Consider the following 25,985-nt stretch of genomic DNA (forward strand, 5'->3'; position numbering starts at 1 on the left):
CCCGTTCATGCACGGCTCACGCATCGCCGCCGTCGGCCACTATCAGCCCGCCAAGATCCTCACCAACGAGGACCTGGCGGGCATGGTCGACACCAGCGACGAGTGGATCCGCTCCCGCGTGGGCATCCGCACCCGTCACATCGCCGGACCCGACGAGCCGGTCGACGAGCTCGCCGCGCAGGCCGGGGCCAAGGCCCTCGCAGCCGCGGGCCTCGCGCCCGACGCCGTCGACCTCGTCCTGGTCGCCACCTCCACCGCGATCGACCGCTCACCGAACATGGCGGCCCGGGTGGCGGCCCGCCTCGGCATCCCCTCGCCGGCCGCCATGGACATCAACGTGGTCTGCGCGGGCTTCACCCACGCGCTCGCCACGGCCGACCACGCCGTGCGGGCCGGGGGCGCCACCCGCGCCCTGGTGATCGGCGCGGACAAGATGTCCGAGGTGGCCGACTGGACGGACCGCACCACGTGCGTCCTGGTCGGCGACGGCGCCGGTGCGGCGGTCGTCGAGGCGTGCGGCCCGGGCGAGGAGCCCGGAATCGGACCCGTGCTCTGGGGCTCGGTGCCCGAGATGGGCAACGCCGTACGGATCGAGGGCACGCCCCCGCGGTTCGCGCAGGAGGGCCAGAGCGTCTACCGGTGGGCGACGACGCAGCTGCCGCCGCTCGCCCGCAAGGCCTGCGAGAGGGCCGGCCTCACGCCGGAGGACCTGGCCGGTGTCGTCCTGCACCAGGCCAACCTGCGCATCATCGAGCCGCTCGCCGAGCGGATCGGCGCGGTCAACGCGGTCGTCGCGCGCGACGTCGTGAACTCGGGCAACACCTCCGCGGGCAGCATCCCGCTCGCCCTGTCCAAGCTGGTGGAGCGCGGCGAGATCAACCACGGGGACCCGGTGCTGCTCTTCGGCTTCGGCGGGAACCTGTCGTACGCGGGCCAGGTCATCCGCTGCCCGTAGCGCGATCGCCCCATGTGACCGGACCGACTCCCCCTGGTGCTGGCCATTGTGCTCAGTAGACTGTAGACAAAAGGCAATCGTCGAGGAGGGGACCGCGATGTTGTCCACAGGACTGCCGCAGGGGGCGGTGCCCAAGCTGGAACGCCCTGGTCCGCTCCGTGAGCGGGTCTACGAGGCGCTGCTCGAACTCATCACGACCCGCGCGCTCCAGCCGGGCCAGCATCTCGTGGAGAGCGAACTGGCCGGGCACCTGGGCGTTTCGAGGCAGCCGGTGCGCGAGGCCCTGCAGCGGCTGAACACCGAGGGCTGGGTCGATCTGCGGCCCGCGCAGGGCGCGTTCGTGCACGAGCCCACCGAACAGGAGGCGGACCAGCTGCTCACGGTCCGCACGCTCCTGGAGGCGGAGGCCGCCCGGCTCGCCGCGGCCAACACGGGCACCGCGGGGATCACCGCCCTGGAAGAACTGTGCGCCAAGGGGGAGAAGGCCGTTGCCGACGGTGAGGTGGACCTGGTGGTGGCCACGAACGCGGCCTTCCACGCCAAGGTCATGGAACTCGCCGGCAATGTCGTCCTCGCCGAACTCGCCGGGCAGGTGGACCGCCGCGTGCGCTGGTACTACACACCGGTGGCCCGCCAGCGCGGCAAGCAGTCCTGGATCGAGCACCGCCAGCTGATCGCGGCGATCGCGGAACGCGACGAGAGCCGGGCCACGGAGATCATGCGCGCGCACACGGAACACACGCGGGAGACCTACCACCGGCGCCAGCGCGACGCCTGACGAGCACCCCGAGGGTCATGCGTGGGACACGCCTGTCCCCACCTTTGTCCTGTGACTGGAGAAAGTCATGGGTAATTCGTGCGCAACTTCTTCCCACTCCCGGCACGCGCTGCTACGTTCCCCTCGAAAGCCCGGCGAGCTGAACGAAAGCCGGGCGTGACGACATGAGTTGCCCACGAGGCGGGGAGGGGCGCGTGAGACGTATGACGGCTCGACCCGCCAATGCGCACCAGGCGCGACTGCTGCGGCTGCTGCGTGACGGAGGGCCCAACTCCCGTGCCCAGCTGGGCGATCAGGTCGACCTCTCGCGGTCGAAGCTGGCCGTCGAGGTGGACCGGCTCCTGGAGACTGGACTCGTGGTCGCCGACGGACTCGCCGCCTCGCGCGGCGGCCGCCGCTCTCACAACATCCGCCTGGCCCCCGCCCTCCGTTTCCTCGGCGTGGACATCGGCGCGACCTCGGTCGACGTAGCGGTGACCAATGCCGAGCTGGAGGTCCTCGGCCATATCAACCAGCCCATGGACGTGCGCGAGGGCCCTGTCGCGGTCTTCGAGCAAGTCCTCGCCATGGCGGCCAAGTTGAAGGCCTCCGGGCTCGCGGAAGGGTTCGACGGCGCCGGTATCGGTGTCCCGGGTCCCGTCCGCTTTCCCGAGGGCGTCCCGGTCGCCCCGCCGATCATGCCGGGGTGGGACGGCTTCCCCGTACGGGAGGCCATCAGCCAGGACCTGGGCTGCCCCGTCATGGTCGACAACGACGTGAACCTGATGGCGATGGGGGAACAGCACGCGGGCGTCGCACGCTCCGTGGGCGACTTCCTCTGCGTCAAGATCGGTACGGGCATCGGCTGTGGAATCGTCGTCGGCGGTGAGGTCTACCGAGGGGTGACCGGCAGCGCGGGCGATATCGGCCACATCCAGGTCGAACCGGACGGGCGGCCCTGCGCCTGCGGAAACAAGGGCTGCCTAGAGGCGTACTTCAGCGGCGCGGCACTCGCCCGCGACGCGGAGGACGCCGTCGGTTCCGGGCTCTCGATGGAGCTCGCCACCCGCCTGGAGGCGGCCGGGAAGCTCAGCGCGGTCGACGTCTCCGCGGCGGCCGCCGCGGGGGATTCCACCGCACTCGACCTGATCCGCGCGGGCGGCAACCGCACCGGCCAGGTCATCGCGGGACTCGTCAGCTTCTTCAACCCGGGCCTCGTGGTGATCGGCGGCGGTGTGACCGGCCTCGGCCATACGCTGCTCGCCGCCATCCGCACCCAGGTCTACCGCCAGTCGCTGCCCCTGGCGACCGGCAACCTCCCTATCGTCCTGGGCGAGTTGGGGCCCACCGCCGGAGTCATCGGCGGCGCCCGGCTCATCAGCGACCACCTGTTCTCGCCGGCCTGACCGGCACGTACGACCCCTGCGTCACCTCCGTACGACCCCGTACGACCTTGAGTACACCTCACCCAGCACAGCGCCCTGCTCTGCCCTGCCCTGCCCGAAAACCGTCGGCCGCACCCGCCCAAGGGAACCGTCATGGCACCAGAACCACCGCTGCTCACCATGTCCGGCATCACCAAGTCGTTCCCCGGCGTCCGCGCCCTCGACGGCGTCGACCTCCAGGTCCTGGCCGGCGAAGTGCACTGCCTCCTCGGCCAGAACGGCGCCGGGAAGTCCACGCTCATCAAGGTCCTCGCCGGGGCCCACCAACCCGACGACGGCGAGATCGCCTGGCGCGGCGAGCGCACCACGCTGAAGTCGCCCATCGCCGCCATGCGCCTCGGCATCGCCACCATCTACCAGGAGCTCGACCTGGTGGAGGGTCTGTCCGTCGCCGAGAACGTCCACCTCGGACACGAGCCGACGGCGGCCGGTTTCGTCGTGAAGGGGCGCGTGGCAAAGACCTCAACCGCCGCGCTGCTCAAGCGGCTTGGGCACGGTGAGATCGACCCGGGCACGCTCGTCGGTGATCTCTCCGCCGCCCAGCAGCAGATCGTCTCGATGGCCCGCGCGCTCTCCCACGAAGTGCGCCTCATCGTCATGGACGAGCCGTCGGCCGCCCTCGACCCGGACGAGGTCGACAACCTCTTCCGCATCGTCGGCGACCTCACCGCCGAAGGCGTCGCCGTCGTCTACATCTCCCACCGCCTCGAAGAGATCCGCCGCATCGGCGACCGCGTCACCGTCCTCAAGGACGGCCGCGCGGTGGCGGGCGGACTCCCGGCCAAGGAGACCCCGACCCGCGAGGTCGTCGCCCTGATGACGGGCCGCAACGTCGAGTACGTCTTCCCTGACCGGCCGAGCGAACCACCCCTCACCGAACCGGTGTTGAAGGTGACGGGCCTCGCCCGCGAGGGCGAGTTCGCACCCCTCGACCTCGAACTGCGCCCCGGAGAGATCGTCGGCCTCGCCGGACTCGTCGGCTCCGGACGCTCCGAGATCCTGGAGACCATCTACGGCGCCCGAAAGCCTTCCCGCGGTCAAGTGACGGTGGAAGGGCGGGTGCTGAAGCCCGGCAGTGTCCGCGCCGCCGTCCGCGCGGGGCTCGGGCTCGCCCCCGAGGAGCGCAAGGCGCAGGCCCTGCTGATGCTGGAGTCCGTCACCAACAACGTGTCGGTCTCCTCCATGTCCCGTTTCTCGCGCGGCGGTTGGCTGGACAGGGGAGCGGAGAGGAAGGCCGCGCAGTCCGCGACCCGCGAGCTCTCCTTGCGCCCCGACAACCCCGGCGCCCCCGTGCGCACGCTCTCCGGAGGCAATCAACAAAAGGCCGTCCTGGCCCGCTGGCTGCTCCGCGGCTGCCGCGTCCTGCTGCTCGACGAGCCGACCCGCGGTGTGGACATCGGCGCCCGCGCCGAGCTGTACGCCGTGATCCGCAGGCTCGCCGACGACGGCCTCGCCGTCCTGCTCGTCTCCAGCGAAGTGCCCGAAGTCCTGGGCCTCGCCGACCGTGTCCTGGTCCTCCGCGAGGGCCGCGTCGTCCATACGGCGCCCGCCCGCGACCTCGACGAACACCGCGTACTCGACCTCGTACTCGAAGGGAGCCCGGCGTCATGACGCAGCCCGCATCGCCGCCACGGCCCGCCGCATCGAAGAGCCAACCGGCGGACAGTGCAAGCCCGTTGCGGACACTCACCGCGCGTGTCGACGTGCGGACGCTGTCCCTTCTCGGTGTGCTCGCCGCCTTGGTCCTGATCGGCGGCATCACTCAGCCCGACTCGTTCCTGGACACCGACAACGTCCAGCTGATCCTCACCCAGGCGTCCGTCATCGGTGTCGTCACGGTGGGCATGACCTTCGTGATCATCTCCGGCGGCATCGACCTGTCGGTCGGCGCGATCGTCGCCCTCGCCTCGGTGTGGGCGACGACGGTCGCCACCCAGGAGTACGGCTTCGCGGGCATCCTGTTCACCGCGGTGATCGTCGGCATGGCCTGCGGTCTCGTCAACGGAATGCTCATCGCGTACGGCGCGATGGTGCCGTTCATCGCGACGCTCGCGATGCTGGCCGCCGGCCGTGGTCTCGCCCTGCAGATCACCGACGGCAAGACGCAAATGGTCACCGTGGACAGCGTGTTGAAGCTCGGTGAGCGCGACTCCTACATCCTCGGCATACCGCCGCTCGTGCTGGTCTTCGCGGCCGTCACCGTCGTCGGCTGGCTGCTCCTGAACCGCACCACCTTCGGGCGGCGCTCGGTCGCGGTCGGCGGCAACGCGGAAGCGGCACGCCTCGCCGGCATCGACGTACGCAGGCAGCGCCTCTACCTCTACCTGCTCTCCGGGCTCTGCTGCGGGATCGCGGCCTTCCTGCTGATCATCCTCTCCGGGTCCGGCCAGAACACGAACGGCAACCTCTACGAGCTCGACGCGATCGCCGCCGCGATCATCGGCGGCACCCTGCTCAGCGGCGGCCGGGGCACCATCACCGGCTCCGTGCTCGGCGTACTGATCTTCATGACGATCCAGAACATCTTCGCGCTGAACAACCTCCAGAGCGACGTCCAGCAGATCGCCAAGGGAGCGATCATCGTCGCCGCGGTGCTCGTCCAGCGGCGCACGTCATCCCATACCTGACCTGACCCGCAGACCCGCAGACCCGAAGGGTTCACCGCCATGCCAGACACATCCCCATTCGCGAGCCGCAGAGGCCTGCTCTTCGGAGCGGCGGCCCTGTCGACCGGTGCCCTCATCACCGGGTGCACCAGCAATGAGCCCAAGGACGACGACTCGGACGACAAGAGCCAGCAGGTCGCCGACGACAAGCCCGGCAAGAAGGTCACCATCGGCTTCGCGGGCCCGCAGGCCGACCACGGCTGGCTGAACGCGATCAACGACAACGCCAAGGAGCGGGCGAAGAAGTACTCGGACGTCACGCTGGAGTCCACCGAGGGCTCGAACGACACCGCCGCCCAGATCGGCCAGGTCGAGACGCTGATCAACAAGAAGGTCGACGTCCTGGTGGTCCTGCCGGCCGACGGCAAGGCGCTCACCCAGGTCGGCCTGAAGGCGATGCGGGCGGGCATCCCCGTCGTCAACCTCGACCGGGTCTTCGCGTCGCCGCAGGCCTACCGCTGCTGGATCGGCGGCGACAACTACGGCATGGGCCTCAGCGCCGGTCACTACATCGGCGAGAAGCTCAAGGACAAGAAGAACGCCAAGGTCGTCGAACTGGCCGGACTCGACAACCTGGAGCTCACCAAGCAGCGCACCAAGGGCTTCGACGACGCCCTGAAGAACTACTCGAACATCGAGAAGGTCGCCCGGCAGGCCGCCGAGTTCACCGTCGAGTCGGGCCAGTCGAAGATGTCCCAGCTCCTGCAGGCCCAGAAGAACTTCGACGCCCTGTGGAACCACGACGACGACCAGGGTGTGGGCGCCCTGCGCGCCATCAAGCAGGCCGGGCGCGACGACTTCCTGATGGTCGGCGGCGCGGGCGCGCTCTCCGCCATGCAGGCCATCGAGTCCGACGACAGCGTGCTCAAGGCCACCGTCCTGTACCCGCCGTCGATGGCCGCGTCGGCGATCGACCTGGCCCGCGCACTGGGCCAGAGCAAGGGTGTCAGCGGGATGGCGGAGTTCGAGATCCCTGCCTTCATCACGCTCTACTCGGCCGTGGTCGACAAGGAGAACATCAGCAAGTACATGTCCACCGGCTTCAAGTGATGCGCGCGTCCGCACCCCCCACCGAGCGTCGACGAGGAGGAGTACCGCATGCGTGAGACGGAACACGAGGCCGGGACAGGGAAGCGGCGGCTGGGGGTGGGCATGGTCGGATACGCCTTCATGGGCGCCGCCCACTCCCAGGGCTGGCGCACGGTCGGACGTGTCTTCGACCTGCCGGTGCAACCGGTCCTCTCTGCGGTCTGCGGGCGCGACGCGGTCGCCGTGCGCGCCGCGGCGGACCGCCTCGGGTGGGCGGGCGCCGAGACCGACTGGCGCGCGCTCGTGGCCCGTGACGATGTCGACCTCATCGACATCTGCACCCCCGGTGACAGCCATGCGGAAATCGCGATCGCCGCGCTCGAAGCGGGCAAGCACGTGCTGTGCGAGAAGCCCCTGGCCAACACCGTCGAAGAGGCCGAGGCGATGGTCGAGGCCGCCGAGCGGGCGCGCGCACGGGGGCAGGTGGCGATGGTCGGCTTCAACTACCGGCGCGTCCCCGCCCTCGCGCTCGCCCGGCAGATGGTCGCCGACGGGCGCCTCGGCACGCTGCGGCACGTCCGGCTCACGTACCTCCAGGACTGGCTGGTCGACCCCGGCTTCCCGCTGACCTGGCGGCTGCTCAAGGAACGCGCGGGTTCGGGCGCGCTCGGCGACCTGGGCGCGCACATCGTGGACCTCGCGCAGTATCTGGTGGGGGAGCCGGTGGCGGGTGTCTCGGCGCTGACGGAGACGTTCGTACGGGAGCGGCCGTTGCTCGACGGGGCGTCGAGCGGGCTCACCGCGGAGGGCGGCAGCGCCACCGGTCAGGTGACGGTGGACGACGCGGCTGTCTTCACGGGCCGCTTCTCGTCGGGCGCCCTCGCCTCCTTCGAGGCGACCCGTTTCGCCGCGGGGCGCAAGAACGCCCTGAAGGTCGAACTCAACGGCTCGGACGGTTCGTTGGCCTTCGATCTGGAGCGTCTGAACGAGCTCTCCTTCCACGATCACACGGAGCCGGCCACCTCATCGGGCTTCCGCCGCATCCTGGTGACCGAGCCGGGCCATCCGTACCTGGAGGCCTGGTGGCCGCCGGGGCACGGACTCGGCTACGAGCACACGTTCGTGCACCAGGCCCGCGACCTGCTGCACGCGATCGCCACGGGGGAGCAGCCCGAACCGTCCTTCGCCGCGGGTCTTTCGGTGCAGCGGGTGCTCGCCGCGGTGGAGGAGAGCGCGGCGAAGAACTCGGTCTACACCCCGATAGCCGCCAACCCCGTCACGGTCTGAGGAGGCCTGTCCATGCCCCGCGACTTCACGCTCTTCACCGGCCAGTGGGCCGACCTGCCGCTCGAAGAGGTCTGCCGCCTCGCCCGCGACTTCGGTTACGACGGCCTCGAACTCGCCTGCTGGGGAGACCACTTCGAGGTCGACAAGGCGCTGAGCGACAGCTCCTACCTGGACTCGCGCCGCCAGCTCCTCGACAAGTACGGCCTCAAGTGCTGGGCCATCTCCAACCACCTGGTCGGGCAGGCCGTCTGCGACGCGATCATCGACGAGCGGCACCAGGCGATCCTGCCCGCCCGCATCTGGGGCGACGGGGACGCCGAGGGCGTACGGCAGCGGGCCGCCCGCGAGATCGAGGACACGGCGCGGGCGGCGGCCGCCTTCGGCGTCGACACGGTCGTCGGCTTCACGGGCTCGGCGATCTGGCATCTGGTGGCGATGTTCCCGCCCGTGCCGGAGTCGATGATCGAGCGCGGCTACGACGACTTCGCCGAACGGTGGAACCCGATCCTCGACGTCTTCGACGTGCAGGGCGTGCGCTTCGCCCATGAGGTGCATCCCTCGGAGATCGCGTACGACTACTGGACGACGCAGCGTGCCCTGGAGGCCGTTGACCACCGCACGGCCTTCGGTCTGAACTTCGACCCCTCGCACTTCGTGTGGCAGGACCTGGACCCGGTCGGCTTCCTCTACGACTTCCGGGACCGCATCTACCACGTCGACTGCAAGGAGGCGCGGCGCCGTCTGGACGGCCGCAACGGCCGCCTGGGCTCGCACCTCCCGTGGGGTGACCCCCGCCGCGGCTGGGACTTCGTGTCGGCCGGCCACGGCAACGTCCCCTGGGAGGACGTGTTCCGGATGCTGGGCTCGATCGCGTACGAGGGCCCGATCTCGGTGGAGTGGGAGGACGCGGGGATGGACCGCCTCCAGGGTGCGCCGGAGGCGCTGAAGCGTCTGAAGGCGTACGACTTCGAGCCGCCGACGGCGTCGTTCGACGCGGCGTTCGGCGGCAACTGAGCCGCCACGGCAGGCGGCCGGGCTGAGCCACTTTGTCCTGGGCAAGGAAAAAGCTGAACTCTATTGCTGTGCAAGGGCTTTCCGTCCAAGACAAACGTGGCTACCGTCCCTGATGTGTACAGGACATGAACCTGCCCGGGGTGACGGCGCACCCCGGCGCCCAGCGCCCACCCCCGCACCACACCCGCGTACGACCGTCCCCCTTCCGGAGGAACTCCGTGCACAGGAAACGCCTCAGACTCCGCAAGTCCCTCGCGCTCCTCACCGGCACCCTGCTGGCCGGCGCCACCCTCAGCCTCACCGCCCCCACCGCGAACGCCGCCGACCCGGAGGCCGTCCGCGCCGCCCAGGAGCAGGCCGCCGAGGAAGCGGCGGCTCCGGCGGCCGAAGACTTCCAGCAGGTGACGCTCGCCAAGGGCGAACCCGAGACGGGCGAGCCCATGACACTCGCCGTCCTGCCCGACCGCTCGGTCCTGCACACGTCCCGTGACGGAACGCTCCGCCTCACGGACGCCGCGGGCAACACGAAGATCGCGGGCAAGATACCGGTCTACTCGCACGACGAAGAGGGCCTCCAAGGCGTGGGCCTCGACCCGAAGTTCAGCGAGAACCGCGCGATCTACCTCTACTACGCGCCCCCGCTCGACACCCCGGCGGGCGACGCCCCGGAGACCGGCACGGCCGAGGACTTCAAGAAGTTCGACGGCGTCAACCGCCTCTCCCGCTTCGTCCTGAAGACCGACGGCACCCTGGACAACGCCAGCGAGAAGAAGGTCCTCGACGTCCCCGCGACCCGCGGCATGTGCTGCCACGTCGGCGGTGACATCGACTTCGACAAGGACGGCAACCTCTACCTCTCGACGGGCGACGACTCCAACCCCTTCGCCTCGGACGGCTTCACGCCCATCGACGAGCGCGCGGACCGCAACCCCGCCTTCGACGCCCGCCGCAGCGCCGGCAACAGCAATGACCTGCGCGGAAAGATCCTGCGCATCAAGGTCGCCGACGACGGCACGTACACCGTCCCGGACGGCAACCTCTTCGCGCCGGGCACCGAGAAGACCCGTCCCGAGATCTATGCGATGGGCTTCCGCAACCCCTTCCGCATGAGCGTCGACAAGCCCACCGGCACGGTCTACGTCGGTGACTACGGCCCCGACGCGGGCGCCGCCGACCCCAAGCGCGGACCCGCGGGCCAGGTCGAGTTCGCCCGTGTGACGAAGCCGGGCAACTTCGGCTGGCCGTACTGCACCGGCAAGAACGACGCGTACATCGACTACGACTTCGCCACGCAGACCTCCGGCGCCGCCTTCGACTGCGCAGCGCCGAAGAACGACTCGGTGCACAACACCGGCATCACCGACCTGCCGGCCGCGCAGGAAGCCTGGATCCCGTACGACGGCGGCTCCGTCCCCGAGTTCGGCACCGGCTCCGAGTCCCCGATGGCGGGCCCCGTCTACCGCTATGACGCGGCGAACACCTCCCCGGTGAAGTTCCCGGAGGCCTACGACGGCGACTTCTTCGCCGGTGAGTTCGGGCGGCGCTGGATCAAGCGCATCGAGCAGGGCGCGGACGGCGCGGTCTCGAAGATCAACCCGTTCCCGTGGACCGGCACGCAGATCATGGACATGGAGTTCGGCCCCGACGGCGCGCTGTACGTCCTCGACTACGGCACCGCCTGGTTCGGCGGCGACGAGAACTCCGGGCTCTTCCGCATCGAGAACGCCACCGAAGGCCACTCCCCGGTCGTCGAGGCGAGCGCCTCCGTGACCAGCGGCCAGGCCCCCCTCAAGACCAAGTTCACGGCGAAGGCCACCGACGCCGACGGCGGCACGCTGACCTACGCGTGGGACTTCGGTGACGGCGGCAAGTCGACGCAGCAGAACCCCTCGTACACGTACAAGAAGAACGGCGTCTACACCGCGACGGTGACCGTCAAGGACTCCACCGGACGCACTGGCTCGGCCAGCGCGCATGTCACCGTCGGCAACACCGCGCCCAAGGTGACCCTGGAACTCCCGGGTGACGGGCAGCTGTTCACCTTCGGCGACAAGATTCCCTTCAAGGTCAAGGTGACCGACAAGGAAGACGGCCCGATCGACTGCACGAAGGTCAAGGTCACCCACATCCTCGGCCATGACAGCCACGGTCACCCGGTGACATCGGCCAACGGCTGCGAAGGCACCCTCCAGACGTCGGCGGACGGCGAGCACGACCCGAACGCCAACATCTTCGGGGTCTTCGACGCCGAGTACACCGACAAGGGTGCCAATGGCCAGCCCGCGCTGACCACCCACGACCAGAACGTCGTCCAGCCCAAGCACCGCCAGGGCGAGCACTACAACGACTCCAAGGGCGTCTCGGTGGCCAACCACACCCCGGCGCACGGCGGAAAGACGGTCGGTGACATCAACAACGGCGACTGGATCTCCTTCAAGCCCTACATCCTCGGCAACGCCACCAAGCTGACCGCGCGCGTCGCGTCGGCCGGCGAGGGCGGCACGCTGGAGGTCCGCAGCGGATCGGCCAAGGGCACCCTGCTCGGCAAGGCCAAGGTCGCGCCGACCGGTGGCTGGGAGACGTACAAGGAGGTGAGCGCCGCCCTCAGCAAGGCACCCAAGAAGACGACGACGCTCTTCCTGGTCTTCAGGGGCAAGGGCACCGGCGCCCTGTACGAGGTCGACGACTTCACGTTCACCACGAGCTGAGGAAGGGGCCACTCCACCATGCGGGCATCCGCACGTATCACCATCGCCACCGCTACGGCCGCCTTGCTCATCGGCTGCGTATCGGGCCCGGCGGTCTCCAGGCCGGAGCCAGCGGGTTCGGCGGCGGGTTCGAAGGCGAGTTCTAAGGCGGGCGAGAAGGTCCTGGTCTTCTCCAAGACCGCGGGCTTCCGCCACGACTCGATCCCCGACGGCATCGCGGCCATCAAGGAACTCGGCGCGGCGAACGGCTTCACCGTCGACGCCACCGAGGACGCGAAGGCCTTCACGGCCAAGAACCTCGCCCAGTACGACGCCGTGATCTGGCTCTCCACGACCGGTGACGTCCTCGATGGCAAGCAGCAGGCGGCGTTCGAGGGCTACATCAAGAAGGGCGGCGGGTACGTGGGCGTGCACGCCGCCGCCGACACCGAGTACGACTGGCCCTTCTACGGCGGACTCGCGGGCGCCTACTTCCAGTCGCACCCCGCGATCCAGCCCGCGAAGGTGCAGGTCGAGGACCACGGGCACCCGTCCACGGCGCATCTGCCGGGGATCTGGGACCGGACCGACGAGTGGTACAACTACCGCTCCAATCCCCGAGACCGCGCCCACGTCCTCGCCTCGCTCGACGAGTCGTCCTACTCGGGCGGCTCCATGTCGGGCGACCACCCCATCGCCTGGTGCCAGGACTACCAGGGAGGCCGCTCCTTCTACACGGGCAGCGGCCACACCAAGGAGTCGTTCGCCGACCCCGCGTACCGCACGCATCTGCTCGGCGGAATCCGCTGGGCGGCGGGCGCCTCGCAGGCCGACTGCCGTCCGGAGAAGGGCTACACGCCGATCTTCGACGGCAGGGCCAAGTCGCTCGAGGCCTGGAAGCAGGCTGGCCCGGGCTCGTTCGAGCTGAACGAGGGCGAGGGGACCCTGACAACCGTCGGCGGCATGGGCATGCTCTGGCACGACGGGGCGAAGGAGCTCGGCTCCTACTCCCTCAAGCTGGACTGGCGCATGGACGGCGACGACAACTCCGGGATCTTCGTGGGCTTCCCGGCCTCCGACGACCCCTGGTCGGCCGTGGACAACGGCTATGAGATCCAGATCGACGCCACCGACGTCCCGGAGAAGACCACGGGCTCCGTCTACGGCTTCAAGTCCGCCGACCTGAAGAAGCGCGACAAGGCGCTGAATCCGGTGGGGGAGTGGAACACGTACGAACTCCGGGTCGAGGGTGAACGCCTTCGGATCTATCTCAACGGAGTGAAGATCAACGACTTCACCAACACGGATCCGGCGCGGAGCCTGAAGGACGGTCACATCGGCATCCAGAACCACGGTGCCGATGACCAGGTCTCCTTCCGCGACATCCGGGTGAAGGACCTGCCGGCCCGCACCGCGTCGGGCGTGGGCCGCTAGACGACGGCGGGCGGAGGACGCCGGACCTCCGCCCGCCGTCTTATCCCTGCCTGCCGCTCTATCCCCGCCCGCCGTCTCTTTCCCTGTTTCTTCCCTGCGCGTTCGCCGCGTTTACGACAGGAGGCAGCCATGTCCAACTCTTCCGCTACCGGTTCCTCTGGTTCACCCGGCTCCTCGGGTGGCGAGCTGACCGGGGTGTGGCTGATCGGGGCGCGCGGTTCGGTCGCCACGACGGCTGTCGCGGGGTGCGCTGCCGTGACGGCCGGTCTGCACCCGCCGACCGGCATGGTCACGGAGACCTCGGCGTTCGCGGACTGCGGTCTGCCAACGTTGTCGTCGCTGGTCTTCGGCGGCCACGACGTGATGGAGTGCCCGCTGCCCAAGCGCGCGGAGCAACTGGCCGCCGGGGGCGTGCTCCCGCACGGCGTCCCCTCGGCGGTGGGCGCGGAACTGGCCGCGGCGGACGCGGAGATCCGCATGGGCGGGCCGCGCCGCGGGGACTCGGACACCAGGACGGACGAGGAGCTGATCGACTCGTTCGCCGCCGACCTCCGCGATTTCGTACGCCGCCGGGGGCTCGCCCGTGCGGTGGTGGTGAACGTGGCGTCGACGGAACCGGTGCCGGTGGAGGGCGAGGACCGGCTGCCCGCCAGCTCCCTCTACGCCGCGGCGGCGCTGCGGGCGGGCTGCCCGTACGTGAACTTCACCCCGTCGGCGGGCCTGCACCACCCGGCGCTCGCTTCTGCGGCCGCCTCGTCCGGGCTTCCCTACGCGGGCCGGGACGGCAAGACGGGCCAGACTCTCCTCCGCTCGGTTCTCGGCCCGATGTTCGCCCAGCGTGCGCTGGCCGTCCGCGCCTGGTCCGGCACCAACCTCCTGGGCGGCGGTGACGGCGCTGCCCTCGCGGACCCGGCCGCAGCCGCGGCGAAGAACGCGGGCAAGGAACGGGTCCTCGCCGACACGCTGGGCTCCGCCCCGGAGGGCGAGGTCCACATCGACGACGTCCCGTCGCTCGGCGACTGGAAGACCGCGTGGGACCACATCGCGTTCGACGGCTTCCTCGGCGCGCGCATGGTCCTCCAGACGACCTGGCAGGGCTGCGACTCGGCCCTGGCCGCCCCGCTGATCCTGGACCTGGCCCGCCTGACGGCCCGCGCCCACGAGGCGGGTCTGACCGGCCCGTTGGGCGAGCTGGGCTTCTACTTCAAGGACCCGGACGACGGCTCCTCATCGGCCCTGGCCGAACAGTACGAGGCACTCGTGGGGTTCGCTGGGCGGCTTCGGGGGGTGGGTGCGTGAGGGACTCCGGGGTGGAAGCTGAGGGGGCTGCGGGGGCTGGCATGGGTGTGGGTGTGGGTGTGCGCGTGGGTGGTGAGGCTTCTCGCGGTGGGGTGGGGGCTGGCGTCGGTGCTGAGGCTTCTCGCGACGGGCAGGAGGCCGGCGTAAGTCGTGAGGCTTCTCGCGGTGGCCTGCGTCTGGGCACGGGCCGCGACTGGGCCGAGCTGCTACGCGTCTCCGCTCTGTTCACCGTCCCCGGGGACGCCCTCGCAGGCGCGGCGGCGGCAGGGCTGAGCCCCAACCGCCGCACACTCCTCGCCATTGCCGCCTCGCTCTCCCTCTACGAGGCGGGCATGGCCCTCAACGACTGGGCGGACCGGGCGGAGGACGCGATCGAACGCCCGCACCGCCCGCTGCCGTCCGGCCGCATCGCCCCCTCGGCCGCACTGGGCGCGGCAGCGGCTCTGACGGCAGGGGGCCTGGCCCTGGCAGCCGGCGCGGGGCGCCCTGCCCTGGCGGTGGCGAGCGGCTTGGCGGCCACGGTGTGGGCCTACGACCTGGGCCTGAAGCACACCCCCGCGGGCCCGGCAGCCATGGCCACGGCCCGCGCCCTGGACTTGCTCCTGGGGGCGGCGGCTACTTCGGCGGGGGTTGCTGCGGCCGGGGCTGCGTCGGCGGGGAGCGCTTTTCGCGGTCTCAGGTCCGGCCATGCTCTGGGTGACGCCCCCCGGCTTCTCGCTGCCGTGCCCGCCGCCCTGGTACTGGGCGCCCATACCCTCGCGGTGACGGCGGTCTCGCGACGAGAGGCGCAGGGTGGTTCGACGGCGGTCCCGCTGGGCGCACTCGCCGCGACAGTCGCGCTCGCGCAACTGCTGGCCCGAAGCGGTGGGGCTGCCGGCGGCCCTGGCGGCATGGACGGCTTTGGCGGTACCGGTAGCCCTGGCAGCACCGGCGCGGACGCCGGCGCCGGAACCTCTCAACTCCCGGCAGGCCGCGGCGGAGCAGCCACCCGCGGCCTGCCGGGCTTCACCCCGGGGGAGTCGACGGGTGCCCGCCTGGTAGGCCTGGCGGGCCGGGTGGGAGGGCGGACGGAAGGTCGGCGCAGGCGCAACGGTGGCCTGCTGGGCTTCGCTGCGGCGAGCTCCGGCGGTGTCGCTCGGCGAGCCGGAGCCCGCGGCGTTGTTCAAGCCGCGCTCGCCGTCACCTACGCGGCCACCGCAGCCCGCCCCCTCTTCCACGCCGCGCTCAACCCCTCGCCGCAGCTCACCCAGCGGGCGGTGGGCGGCGGCATCCGGGCCATGATCCCGCTCCAGGCCGCACTCTCCGCCCGGGCTGGGTCCCTCGTGCCCGCCCTCCTGGCCGCCGCTCTGGCCCCGGCGGCCCGCAAGTTCGGCCGGAAGGTGAGCGTCACATGACGGAGACAACGGACCGGACGGACCTGACCGACCGGGCGAGTACCCCGCAGCCGCAGGCGGGACCGGCAGCTTCGTCCCCCCTCCGCTTCGGATACGGCACCAACGGCCTGACCGACCTCCGGCTGGACGACGCCCTGGGCCTCCTCGCCGACCTCGGTTACTCCGGCGTCGGACTCACTCTCGACCACATGCACCTCGACCCCCTCGCCCCCGACCTCGCCGCCCGCACCCGCCACGTGGCCCGTGGCCTGGAACGCCTCGGTCTGACGGCGACGATCGAGACCGGCGCCCGCTACGTACTCGACCCGCGCCGCAAACACGGCCCCTCCCTCCTGGACCCGGACCCGGACGCCCGCGCGGCCCGCGTCCGCCTGCTGATCCGTGCCGTGCAGGTCGCCGCCGACCTCGGTGCCCACGCAGTGCACTGCTTCAGCGGCATCACCCCCGAAGGCACCCCCGAGGACACCGCCTGGCAGCGGCTGGCCGAAGCGCTCGGTCCCGTACTGGACGCCGCGCTCGGAGTCGGCGTCCCCCTGGCCATCGAACCCGAACCCGGCCACCTCCTCTCCACACTCGCCGACTTCCACCGGCTCCGTCACGAACTGGGCGACCCTCCGCTGCTCGGCCTCACCCTCGACATCGGCCACTGCCAATGCCTCGAACCGCAGTCCCCCGCCGACTGCGTACGCGCCGCCGCCCCCTGGCTACGGCACGTCCAGATCGAGGACATGCGCCGCGGCGTCCACGAACACCTCCCGTTCGGGGACGGAGAGATCGACTTCCCGCCCGTCCTCGAAGCCCTGGCCTCCACCGGCTACCAAGGCCTCACCGTCGTCGAACTGCCCCGCCACTCCCACGCGGGCCCCCAACTCGCCTCCCAATCCATCGAGTTCCTCAACAAGGCAGCGACCGAAGCTCTTCGCCAAGGTCCGACCCCCATCCCGGCCGGAGGAGGAGCACCGTGACCGAAGGCCCCGTCATAGACGACCTCCGCACCCGCCTCGAAGCCGCCCTCGGCGGAGCCGCCCGCGCATGGTTGGACCAGGCCACCGCGGAGGCCACCGCCCACCGCGGGCGACCGGAGCAGAACGACACCCCCACCTGGGAGTTGCGCTTCGCCGAAGCCGGGCGACGCTGCGGCCAGGACCACGCCGACGCCGCCCGGGTGCTGCTCCTGCACGCGGCCGACGCGGCCCCAGCCACTCTCACCCGCGTCTACGAACAAGGCACCGCGGCCGAACGCCGCGCCGTCCTGCACGCCCTGCCCCACCTGGTCCAGGGCCCTGAGGCGCTGCCCCTGGTCGAGGACGCCCTGCGTACCAACGACACGCGCATCGTCGCCGCCGCCGTCGGCCCGTACGCCGCCTGGCACCTCCCCCCGCACGACTGGCGCCACGCGGTGCTCAAGTGCCTGTTCACCGGCGTCCCCGTGGAAGCCGTCGCCGACCTGGACCGCCGCGCCCGCGCCGACGCCGAGCTCGCCCGGATGCTCGGCGACTACGCCGCCGAACGCACCGCCGCCGGCCGCCCCGTCCCCAGCGACCTGCACCGCGTCCTGGCCCTGACCAACGCCCCTACGGCCCCCGAGACCCCTTCCACCGGCGAGGAGCAGGAGTCCTGATGCGCATCTTCGACCCCCACATCCACATGACGTCCCGTACCACCGACGACTACCAGGCCATGTACGCCGCGGGCGTCCGTGCCGTCGTCGAGCCCGCGTTCTGGCTCGGCCAGCCCCGCACCTCACCCGCCTCCTTCTTCGACTATTTCGACTCCCTCCTCGGCTGGGAGCCCTTCCGCGCGGCCCAGTACGGAATCGCCCACCACTGCACCATCGCCCTCAACCCCAAAGAGGCGAACGACCCCCGCTGCACCCCGGTTCTGGACGCCCTGCCCCGGTATCTCGTCAAGGACAACGTCGTCGCCGTCGGCGAGATCGGCTATGACTCCATGACGCCCGCCGAGGACGCCGCGCTCACCGCCCAGCTCCAGCTCGCCGCGGACCACGGGCTGCCCGCGCTCGTCCACACCCCGCACCGCGACAAGCTCGCCGGTCTGCGCCGCACCATCGATGTCATCCGGGAATCCGCGCTGCCCCTGGACCGGGTCCTCATCGACCATCTCAACGAGACCACGGTCAAGGAGGCCAAGGACAGCGGCTGCTGGCTCGGGTTCTCCGTCTATCCCGAGACCAAGATGGACGAAAACCGGATGGTGGCCATCCTGCGCGACCACGGACCCGAGAAGGTCCTGGTCAACTCCGCCGCCGACTGGGGCAAGAGCGACCCGCTCAAGACCCGCAAGGTCGCCGACACCATGCTCGAGTCCGGCTTCAGCGAGGACGACGTCGACCTGGTGCTGTGGCGCAACCCGGTCGCCTTCTATGGGCTCAGCGGCCGCCTCGCACTCGACGTCACGGACACCGAAGGCACCCACGAGGGCAACTCCATCCTCCGCGGCGGGGAGTGAGCCATGCGCTTCCGGCACCCCGACGGCAGCGTCGTCCACCTCGCGTACTGCACCAACGTCCACCCCGCCGAGACTCTCGACGGCGTCCTGGCGCAACTGCGCGACCACTGCGAACCCGTGCGCAAACGGCTCGGCAGGGACCGCCTCGGCATCGGCCTGTGGCTCGCCAAGGACGCCGCGCTCGCCCTGGTCACCGACCCGGCCGCCCTTCGCGGGCTGCGCTGCGAACTCGACCGGCGCGGCCTCGAAGTCGTCACCCTCAACGGCTTCCCGTATGAGGGCTTCGGCGCCGAAGAGGTCAAGTACCGCGTCTACAAGCCGGACTGGACCGACCCCGAGCGCCTCTCCCACACGACCGACCTGGCCCGCCTCCTTGCGGCCCTCCTCCCGGACGACGTCACCGAAGGCACCATCTCCACCCTTCCTCTCGCCTGGCGCACCCCCTTCGACACCCACGACGCAGAGGCCGCCCGCGCCGCCCTCACCGCACTCGCACAACGCCTCGACGCCCTGGCGGAGTTGACCGGCAAGTCGATCCGCATCGGCCTTGAACCGGAACCGGGCTGCACCGTGGAGACCACGGGCGACGCGATCGCCCCCCTCACCGCGATCGGCCACGACCGCATCGGTGTCTGTGTCGACACCTGCCACCTCGCCACCTCCTTCGAGGACCCGCGGACCGCGCTCGACGCGCTCGCCATTGCGGGCATCCCCGTCGTCAAATCCCAGCTCTCCGCCGCCCTGCACGCCCAACACCCCCATCTCCCCGAAGTCCGCGAAGCCCTCGCCGCCTTCGACGAACCCCGCTTCTTGCACCAGACCCGCACCCGCACCGCAGCCGGACTACGAGGCACCGACGACCTTGGTGAATCACTCGCCGGCGGCGCCCTGCCCGAGACGTCACCCTGGCGCGCCCACTTCCACGTCCCTCTGCACGCCGCTCCCGCGCCGCCGCTCACCTCCACCCTCCCTGTACTCAAGGACACGCTCGCCCACCTGGTCGGCGGGCCCGAACCCCGCACCCGTCACCTCGAGGTCGAGACCTACACGTGGCAGGCGCTGCCGCCCGAACTGCGACCGCGCTCCCGCCCCCAGCTCGCCGACGGCATCGCCGCCGAACTCACCCTCGCCCGCGATCTCCTGACGGACCTCGGCCTGAAGGAACTCCCATGAGCCCCACACCCCTCCTCGTCCTGGACGTCGTCGGCCTCACCCCCCGTCTCCTCGACCACATGCCGCACCTCAAGTCCCTCGGCCAGTCCGGCTCCCGGGCGCCGCTGGGCACCGTCCTGCCCGCGGTCACCTGCGCCGCCCAGTCCACCTTCCTCACCGGCACCACGCCCGCCGAGCACGGCATCGTCGGCAACGGCTGGTACTTCCGCGAGCTCGGCGACGTACTCCTGTGGCGGCAGCACAACGGCCTTGTCGCCGGAGACAAGCTGTGGGACGCCGCCCGTCGCGCGCACCCCGGCTACACCGTCGCCAATATCTGCTGGTGGTACGCCATGGGCGCCGACACCGACATCACCATCACCCCCCGTCCCGTCTACTACGCCGACGGCCGCAAGGAACCCGACTGCTACACCCGGCCCCCGGCCCTGCACGACGAACTCACCGAGAAATTCGGCACGTTCCCCCTCTTCCACTTCTGGGGCCCCGGCGCCGACATCGTCTCCAGCCGCTGGATCGTGAACGCCACACGCCACATCATCAGCACCCGCCACCCCGACCTGGCCCTGTGCTACCTCCCTCACCTTGACTACGACCTGCAGCGCTTCGGCCCCGACGACCCGCGCTCCTTCCAGGCCGCAGCCGAACTCGACGCGACCATCGCGCCCCTCCTCGACGACGCGAAGGCAGAGGGCCGCACCGTCGTCGCCCTGTCCGAGTACGGCATCACCCGCGTGGACCGCCCCGTCGACATCAACCGTGCCCTGCGCCGTGCCGGCCTGCTCGAAGTGCACACCCAGGACGGCATGGAGTATCTCGACCCGATGGCTTCGCGCGCCTTCGCCGTAGCGGACCACCAGATCGCCCACATCTACGTGCGCAGGCCCGAGGACCTGGAAGTCACCCGCCAGGCACTCGCCGACCTTCCCGGAATCGAGCAGCTCCTCGACGACGAGGGAAAGAAGACCCACCACCTGGATCACCCGCGCTCCGGCGAACTCGTCGCCGTCGCGGAGCCGGACGCGTGGTTCACGTACTACTACTGGCTCGACGACGACCGCGTGCCCGACTTCGCGCAGCTGGTCGAGATCCACCGCAAGCCCGGCTACGACCCTGTCGAGCTCTTCATGGACCCCGAGGACCCGTACGTCCGCGTCAAGGCCGCGTCCGCACTGGCCCGCAAGAAGCTCGGCATGCGCTATCGCATGGCAGTCGTGCCCCTGGACCCGTCACCTATTCGCGGCAGCCATGGCCGCCTCCCCACGAGCGAGGACCCCGACTCCGGACCGCTCATCCTGTGCTCCACCCCCCGCGCTGTCGGTGACCGCGTCGCGGCCACCGATGTGAAATCGCTGTTGCTCCAACTCGCGGGCCTGCACTGAGCCCTGGCGGGCCCGCATCGCCGAATTGGAATTGCTGGAATCTGCTTGATCTCCAATTAACCAGACGGCTCGGACCGTGCCATCAGGGTCCGCCCCTGATCCATCCCTGATCCGTTGCTCGAACCCATCCCTGATCCATCCCTGACTCGATCCCGGGAGACCCGCATGACCCGCAACCACACCTCAGCCGACCCCGAACTGGCCCAGAGGCTCAGCAGACGCGGAGTGCTCGGCGTCGCGGCCGGCGCCACCGCCGCGGCCCTGATCGGCACCGCCGCCACCGCGACGACCGCCACGGCCGCCCCCGCCACCGACGCGGCGGGGAAGGGCCGCGGCCGAGCCGTCCTGCCTCCGGGCCGACTCGGCATCCAGCTCTACAGCCTCCGCGACAAGGTCTCCACCCTCGGATTCGCGCCGGTCTTCGCCGAGTTGGAGAAGTACGGCTACGACGAGATCGAGTTCGCCGGATACACCCAGGGCTCGGCGGGCGACATCACCCTCGCCCAGCTCAAGAGGCTGGCCCACGACCACGGGCTGAACCCGATCGGCAGCCACGTCGGCTACTACGACGACAACAACCCGAACGCGTACACCTTCGCGCAGAACCTCACGAAGGTCCTCGACGACGCCGAGGCGCTCGGGCTCAAGCACATCGGAACCGCGGCTGGCCCCTTCCGTTATGGATCGACCGTCGACGGCTGGAAGCGCGCCGCCGAGGACTTCAACACGTACGGAGAAGCCGCCCGCAAGCGCGGCATGAAGTTCTACCAGCACAACCACGCTGAGGAGTTCTCCTTCGCCACCGACAAGCCGAAGGTCCGCCTCTACGACGTGCTGCTCGCGGAGACGGACCCCGACTTCGTCTTTCTGGAGATGGACATCTACTGGGCGTTCTCGGCGCAGTTCCGCTTCGGCAAGCGGGCGGACGGCACGCCGGCGCCGTTCGAGCCGATCAGCTACGTCCTCAAGCAGCCGCACCGTTATCCGCTGTTCCATGTCAAGGACGGCATACGTGACGAGACCACCCGCGACGGCTTCCGCATGTCGGACGTCGGGGACGGCGACATCGACTACAAGAAGTTCCTTTCCAAGGTGACCGCGCGGACCCATAACGGCCGCCGCTACCACCACTGGCAGACGGAGCACGACAACCCGGTCGAGTCCTTCGCCTTCGCCCGCAAGTCCAGTGCGCACCTGCACTCGCTCCGCGAGCGCTGCGGGGACTGACCCGGGCCCCGGCGCAACTGAGCGCGGAACACAACAGCGGCCGCCCCGTGCACCTGAGTGCACGGGGCGGCCGCTGGTCCTACGGCACTTGACGGGGCTCGTGCGATCAGGCCATCTCCTCACCGAGGGGTTGCGGATTGGGTTTGATGCCTTTGTCCTTCGGCCTTCCGGGCTGGGACAGGAAGAGCGCGATGAATCCCGCGAACAGGGAGATCGAGCCCGCCAGTGTGAAGGCCCCGGTGTGGCCCCAGTTGCTCACCACGACCGCGCCCATTCCGGAGCCGAGAAGACCGGACACCAGCTTGGAGCTGTAGACCAGGCCGTAGTTGGAGGCGTTGTTGTTCTCGCCGAAATAGTCCGCCGTCATCGCCGCGAACATCGGGAAAATGGCGCCGCCTCCGAAACCGGAGATACTGGAGAAGACCAGGAACAGCGGGAGGTTCTTGATGTCCGCGGCCCACAGGATTCCGTACTGGGAGAGGCCGAGGACGATGCAGACGAAGATCAGGCAGCGTTTGCGTCCGTAGAGGTCCGAGAGCCAGCCGATGACACCTCGGCCCGTGCCGTTGACGATGGCCTTCAAGGACATGGCCGTGGCGACGATTCCGCCGGCGAATCCGGCTTCCTTTCCGATGTCCACCTGGAAAGCGATGCCGAAGATGTTCACGCCGGATGTGCACAGCAGACAGAACCACATCAGCGCGACGCGCCCGGTCTGCCACGCCTCCTTGGGCGTGTACTGCCGCACGGCGGGCGGGTTCATCGCCAGCGCGCGCCTGGCCCGCGGGTCGTCCGGCGGCCGCAGCGGGTCCACGTCGGCCGGCCACCAGTTCTTCGGCGGGTCACGGAAGAAATAACCGGCCACGGCGACCATCGCCGCCAGGAAGAGGCCGACGCTCACCAGCACCCAGCGGAAGTTCGTCAGGTCCATGTAGCCGGTGAAGAGGAACACGAACGGCACCGAGCCGTAGGCGAATCCGCCGTTGACGAATCCGGTCTTCCCTCCCTTCCGTTCGGGATACCACTTGCCGACCATGTTCACGCAGGTCGCGTACACCATGCCGGCGCCCATACCGCTGAACATGCCGAAGCCGATATAGGCGACGATGACATGCGGCGCGAACGCCAGTGACAGATAGCCGAGCAGCGTTCCGACAGCGCCGCACATCATCGCCCAGCGTGCCGGAAGCTTGCCGCTCTCGCGCAGCTTGCCCGCCGGGAAGGCCACCGCTGCCTGGAAGAAGACCCAGACTCCCAGCATCCAGAAGATGTGGGTGTCGCCCCACGAATGCGCGGTGTGCAGGGTGTCCTCGGCCGACGCGAACGCGTACTCGGCCGAGCTGATGCCCATCATGCCGATCCACGGCAGGATGACCATCCACTTGCGTTTGCGGCCCATGATGTCGATGTCGGTCTCACCGACTCGGTACATCCGGCCGTTGGCGTCCGTCACCTCCCGGTACGGGACGGCGGTAAGTATGTCGGTTGTCGTCATGTTGGTTCAGCACCCCTTGCGTCGAAAAGATCCTGGCCAGCGCCCCCTGTCCAATTCCTTTCGTGTGCGCACGGGTCCCGGGGCCGGCCGGCGCGCACCGCCGACCGGCCCCCGCACCGGTCACCTCATGGGCCGCCCCCCCAACAGACCGGCCGCTCGGGCCCACCGGTACTTCGCGCCGAGCGCGGCCACCGGCTTCTCCGTCGTGTACGGGTACGCCACGACACCCCGCTCGAAGAGGTACTGGCAGGCCTCCTCCACCTCGACATCGCCCGCCAGGGATGCCACGACGGGCTTCTCGATGCCGCGCTCCCGGAACTCCGCGATCACCCGGGCCGTTAGTTCGGCGAAGACCATGGGAGGGGTGACGATGGTGTGCCAGTAGCCCAGGACGAGTGCGTGAATGCGGGGATCCTCGAGGCCGAGCCTGATCGTCGCCTCGTACGTCGACGGGGGCTCGCCCCCGGTGATGTCGACAGGGTTTCCCGCCGCCCCGAAGGGCGGAATGAACGCCCGGAAGGACGCGTCCAGGTCGTCGGGGATCTCCATCAGCCGCAACCCGTTGTCGGTCACCGCGTCCGAGAGCAGCACCCCGGACCCGCCCGCCCCCGTGATGATCACGATGTTGTCGCCCTGTGGTGTGGGAAGCACCGGCAGCGCGCGAGCGTACTCCAGCATCTCGTTGAGACCGGGGGCTCTGATGACGCCCGCCTGCCTGAGGATGTCGTCGTACACGGCGTCATCGCCCGCCAGGGCGCCCGTGTGCGATCCCGCGGCCTTCGCTCCGGCAGCCGTGCGTCCGGCCTTCAGGACCACGACCGGCTTCTTCGGGACGGTCGCCCGCGCGGCCTCCACGAAGGCACGGCCGTCCTTGAGGTCCTCCAAATGCATGGCGATGCACTGGGTGTTGGGGTCCTCACCGAACCACGTGAGGAGATCGTCCTCGTCGAGGTCGGACTTGTTGCCGAGTCCGACGATCGCCGAGACGCCCGTCTTCGTGGTGCGGGCGAAGCCGAGGATGGCCATCCCGATGCCGCCGGACTGACTCGTCAGAGCGACCCCGCCCTTGACGTCGTACGGCGTGCAGAACGTCGCGCAGAGGTCCTGCCAGGTCGAGTAGTAGCCGTAGATGTTCGGGCCGAGCAGCCGTACGCCGTGCCGCTCGCCGATCGCCACGATCTCGTCCTGGAGGGCCTGTTCACCGGTCTCGGCGAACCCGGAGGGGATCAGGACCGCGTTGGGGATGCCCTTGCGACCCACCTCCTCCAAGGCCGAAGCCACGAACTTGGCGGGGATCGCGAAGACCGCCACATCCACCTCACCGGGAACGTCCGTGACACTCTTGTACGCCTTGCGGCCCAAGATGTCATCGGCCTTCGGGTTCACCGGATGGATCTCGCCGGAGAAGCCGCCGTCGATGAGGTTGCGCATCACCGAATTGCCGATCTTGCCCTGCTCGTTGGAGGCACCGATCACGGCGACGGAGCGGGGCTCCATCAGCCGCCTCATCGACGTGAGCATCTCCTCGCGCGTGTACGTACGGCGCGGTTTCGTGACCCCTTCGGAGAGGATGACGCGGATGTCCGCGGCGATCGCGCCCTCCGGGGTGGCGATCACCGGGTTGAGGTCCACCTCCGCGATCTCCGGGAAATCGGTGACCAGTTGGGAGGCCCGGCGTATCTGCTCGGCGACGGCCCACCGGTCCACCGCCGGCGCGCCCCGCACCCCTCGGAGGATCTCCGCGGCACGGATCGAGTCGAGCATGGAGGCGGCCTCGTCCGCGTCGACCGGCGCGAGACGGAACGTGACGTCCTTGAGGACCTCGACGAGTACGCCGCCGAGCCCGAAGGCGACGACCTTCCCGAACGTCGGGTCGGTCACCGCCCCGACGATCACTTCCTGGCCGGAGGGCAGCAGCTCCTGCACCTGCACGCCCTCGATCCGTGCCTCCGGCGCGTACGCACGCGCGTTGTCGACGATCTCGCAGAAGGCGGCCCGTACGTCGGTGGCGCCTTCCACGCCGACCATGACGCCGCCCGCGTCGGTCTTGTGCAGGATGTCGGGGGAGACGATCTTCATGACGACGGGCCCTTCGAAGCGTGCCGCGTAAGCGACCGCCTCGTCCACGTCCGTCGCCAGCTCCTCGCCCGGCACGGCGATCCCGTACGCGTCAGCGAGGATCTTGCCCTCCGGCGCCGTCAGCGAGGTGCGTCCCTCGGCGCGCACGGCGTCGAGGAGCGCCCGCACCGTCAGTGCGCGGTCTTCGGCCATCAAG

20 protein-coding genes are annotated in these 25,985 nt (G+C 70.0%); 18 read left to right on the plus strand and 2 right to left on the minus strand.

The window, feature by feature from the left end; translation table 11 throughout:
• The first annotated feature begins 7 nt into the window (after window positions 1-7).
• The 18 genes from ABXJ52_RS30900 (at window position 8) to ABXJ52_RS30985 (ending at window position 22,215) form a co-directional block, all read left to right on the plus strand.
• Entirely contained in the window at window positions 8-955 is a 948-nt protein-coding gene (locus ABXJ52_RS30900) for a beta-ketoacyl-ACP synthase III (RefSeq protein WP_367046464.1), read from the plus strand.
• A 97-nt stretch (window positions 956-1,052) separates the two neighbouring features.
• Window positions 1,053-1,733 carry a GntR family transcriptional regulator gene (locus ABXJ52_RS30905; protein WP_367046466.1) on the plus strand — a complete coding sequence of 227 codons (681 nt, stop codon included), beginning with the start codon at window positions 1,053-1,055 and terminating at the stop codon, window positions 1,731-1,733.
• Window positions 1,734-1,936: 203 nt separating this feature from the next.
• Window positions 1,937-3,118, plus strand: coding sequence for an ROK family transcriptional regulator (locus tag ABXJ52_RS30910; protein ID WP_367046468.1), 1,182 nt, complete (start codon window positions 1,937-1,939; stop codon window positions 3,116-3,118).
• A gap of 132 nt (window positions 3,119-3,250) precedes the next feature.
• Entirely contained in the window at window positions 3,251-4,768 is a 1,518-nt protein-coding gene (locus ABXJ52_RS30915) for a sugar ABC transporter ATP-binding protein (protein WP_367046470.1), read from the plus strand.
• Complete coding sequence (locus tag ABXJ52_RS30920) at window positions 4,765-5,784, plus strand: ABC transporter permease (RefSeq protein ID WP_367046472.1); 1,020 nt, start codon at window positions 4,765-4,767, stop codon at window positions 5,782-5,784. Before ABXJ52_RS30915 ends, ABXJ52_RS30920 begins: the two co-directional genes overlap by 4 nt.
• Before the next feature lie 39 nt (window positions 5,785-5,823).
• Complete coding sequence (locus ABXJ52_RS30925) at window positions 5,824-6,873, plus strand: substrate-binding domain-containing protein (RefSeq protein WP_367046474.1); 1,050 nt, start codon at window positions 5,824-5,826, stop codon at window positions 6,871-6,873.
• Window positions 6,874-6,921: 48 nt separating this feature from the next.
• The gene (locus tag ABXJ52_RS30930) at window positions 6,922-8,139 is read left to right on the plus strand and encodes a Gfo/Idh/MocA family oxidoreductase (RefSeq protein ID WP_367046476.1); all 1,218 of its coding nucleotides are present in this window, start codon (window positions 6,922-6,924) and stop codon (window positions 8,137-8,139) included.
• 12 nt (window positions 8,140-8,151) lie between these two features.
• Window positions 8,152-9,153: a sugar phosphate isomerase/epimerase family protein gene (locus ABXJ52_RS30935; protein ID WP_367046478.1), complete on the plus strand. Its 1,002-nt coding sequence runs from the start codon at window positions 8,152-8,154 to the stop codon at window positions 9,151-9,153.
• Window positions 9,154-9,371: 218 nt separating this feature from the next.
• A complete protein-coding gene (locus ABXJ52_RS30940; RefSeq protein ID WP_367046480.1) occupies window positions 9,372-11,861 on the plus strand; it encodes a PQQ-dependent sugar dehydrogenase in 2,490 nt (829 codons plus the stop codon).
• Between the two features lie 18 nt (window positions 11,862-11,879).
• Entirely contained in the window at window positions 11,880-13,274 is a 1,395-nt protein-coding gene (locus tag ABXJ52_RS30945; RefSeq protein ID WP_367046482.1) for a ThuA domain-containing protein, read from the plus strand.
• Window positions 13,275-13,403: 129 nt separating this feature from the next.
• Window positions 13,404-14,573, plus strand: a complete 1,170-nt coding sequence (locus ABXJ52_RS30950) for an inositol-3-phosphate synthase (RefSeq protein WP_367046484.1) — start codon at window positions 13,404-13,406, stop codon at window positions 14,571-14,573.
• A gap of 170 nt (window positions 14,574-14,743) precedes the next feature.
• Window positions 14,744-15,967 carry an SCO3242 family prenyltransferase gene (locus ABXJ52_RS30955; protein ID WP_367049397.1) on the plus strand — a complete coding sequence of 408 codons (1,224 nt, stop codon included), beginning with the start codon at window positions 14,744-14,746 and terminating at the stop codon, window positions 15,965-15,967.
• Complete coding sequence (locus ABXJ52_RS30960) at window positions 15,964-16,932, plus strand: sugar phosphate isomerase/epimerase family protein (RefSeq protein WP_367046486.1); 969 nt, start codon at window positions 15,964-15,966, stop codon at window positions 16,930-16,932. Before ABXJ52_RS30955 ends, ABXJ52_RS30960 begins: the two co-directional genes overlap by 4 nt.
• Complete coding sequence (locus tag ABXJ52_RS30965; protein ID WP_367046488.1) at window positions 16,929-17,588, plus strand: EboA domain-containing protein; 660 nt, start codon at window positions 16,929-16,931, stop codon at window positions 17,586-17,588. Before ABXJ52_RS30960 ends, ABXJ52_RS30965 begins: the two co-directional genes overlap by 4 nt.
• Entirely contained in the window at window positions 17,588-18,436 is an 849-nt protein-coding gene (locus ABXJ52_RS30970) for a TatD family hydrolase (RefSeq protein WP_367046490.1), read from the plus strand. Before ABXJ52_RS30965 ends, ABXJ52_RS30970 begins: the two co-directional genes overlap by 1 nt.
• Window positions 18,437-18,439: 3 nt before the next feature.
• The gene (gene eboE / locus ABXJ52_RS30975; RefSeq protein WP_367046492.1) at window positions 18,440-19,609 is read left to right on the plus strand and encodes a metabolite traffic protein EboE; all 1,170 of its coding nucleotides are present in this window, start codon (window positions 18,440-18,442) and stop codon (window positions 19,607-19,609) included.
• On the plus strand, window positions 19,606-20,988 hold the full coding sequence (locus ABXJ52_RS30980; protein WP_367046494.1) for a nucleotide pyrophosphatase/phosphodiesterase family protein: 1,383 nt from the start codon (window positions 19,606-19,608) through the stop codon (window positions 20,986-20,988). Before eboE ends, ABXJ52_RS30980 begins: the two co-directional genes overlap by 4 nt.
• Window positions 20,989-21,153: 165 nt before the next feature.
• Window positions 21,154-22,215 carry a sugar phosphate isomerase/epimerase gene (locus ABXJ52_RS30985; RefSeq protein ID WP_367046497.1) on the plus strand — a complete coding sequence of 354 codons (1,062 nt, stop codon included), beginning with the start codon at window positions 21,154-21,156 and terminating at the stop codon, window positions 22,213-22,215.
• Window positions 22,216-22,321: 106 nt separating this feature from the next.
• Here ABXJ52_RS30985 and ABXJ52_RS30990 read toward each other — a convergent pair whose 3' ends face one another.
• Complete coding sequence (locus tag ABXJ52_RS30990) at window positions 22,322-23,710, minus strand: OFA family MFS transporter (RefSeq protein ID WP_367046499.1); 1,389 nt, start codon at window positions 23,708-23,710, stop codon at window positions 22,322-22,324.
• 120 nt (window positions 23,711-23,830) lie between these two features.
• Window positions 23,831-25,981, minus strand: coding sequence for an acetate--CoA ligase family protein (locus ABXJ52_RS30995; RefSeq protein ID WP_367049399.1), 2,151 nt, complete (start codon window positions 25,979-25,981; stop codon window positions 23,831-23,833).
• Window positions 25,982-25,985: the final 4 nt, after the last annotated feature.

This window comes from Streptomyces sp. Je 1-332, from assembly GCF_040730185.1.
In the GTDB taxonomy this organism is placed as follows: Bacteria; Actinomycetota; Actinomycetes; order Streptomycetales; family Streptomycetaceae; genus Streptomyces.